Source organism: Aequorivita aquimaris (assembly GCF_001573155.1).
GTDB lineage: Bacteria > Bacteroidota > Bacteroidia > Flavobacteriales > Flavobacteriaceae > Aequorivita > Aequorivita aquimaris.
Window position 1 is genome coordinate 1 of record NZ_JRWG01000065.1, and the last position, 606, is coordinate 606.

A 606-nucleotide genomic window follows, 5' to 3' on the forward strand; every position below is an offset into this window, starting at 1 on the left:
GAACTACGACCTGATGAACGACGCCATGTCGGGCGGCATGCACCGGCTGTGGAAGGACCGCTTCGTCCGCCGTCTGCAACCGCGCGAGGGCGAGCAGGTGCTCGACATGGCGGGCGGCACCGGCGACATCGCGTTCCGCATCGCGGAATCGGGCGCGTCGGTGACGGTCGCGGACATCAACCCCGATATGCTCGCGGTCGGCATGGAACGCGCGGCCAAGCGCGGGCTCGACAGCCTCGTGTGGACCGAGGCGAATGCCGAGACGCTGACCTTTCCGGACACGTTCTTCGACGCCTACACCATCGCCTTCGGCATCCGGAACGTCACCGATATCCCCAAGGCGTTGCGCGAGGCGCATCGCGTGCTGCGCCGCGGCGGCCGCTTTTTCTGCCTCGAATTTTCGACCACGACCTGGCCGGGGTTCAAGGAAGTCTATGACGGCTATTCGCACAAACTGGTGCCCAAGCTCGGCCAGCTGCTGGCGCAGGATGCCGACAGCTATCGCTATCTGATCGAATCGATCCGCCGCTTCCCCGACATGCCGACGTTCAAGGGCATGATCACCGACGCCGGCTTCGTGCGAACGAAGGTGGAGCCGATCATGGG

1 protein-coding gene is annotated in these 606 nt (G+C 65.0%); it reads left to right on the plus strand.

Annotated features, from left to right (window positions below):
• Positions 1–606: class I SAM-dependent methyltransferase (locus LS48_RS15940; RefSeq protein WP_062623217.1), on the plus strand; the 606-nt coding region annotated here is incomplete at both ends.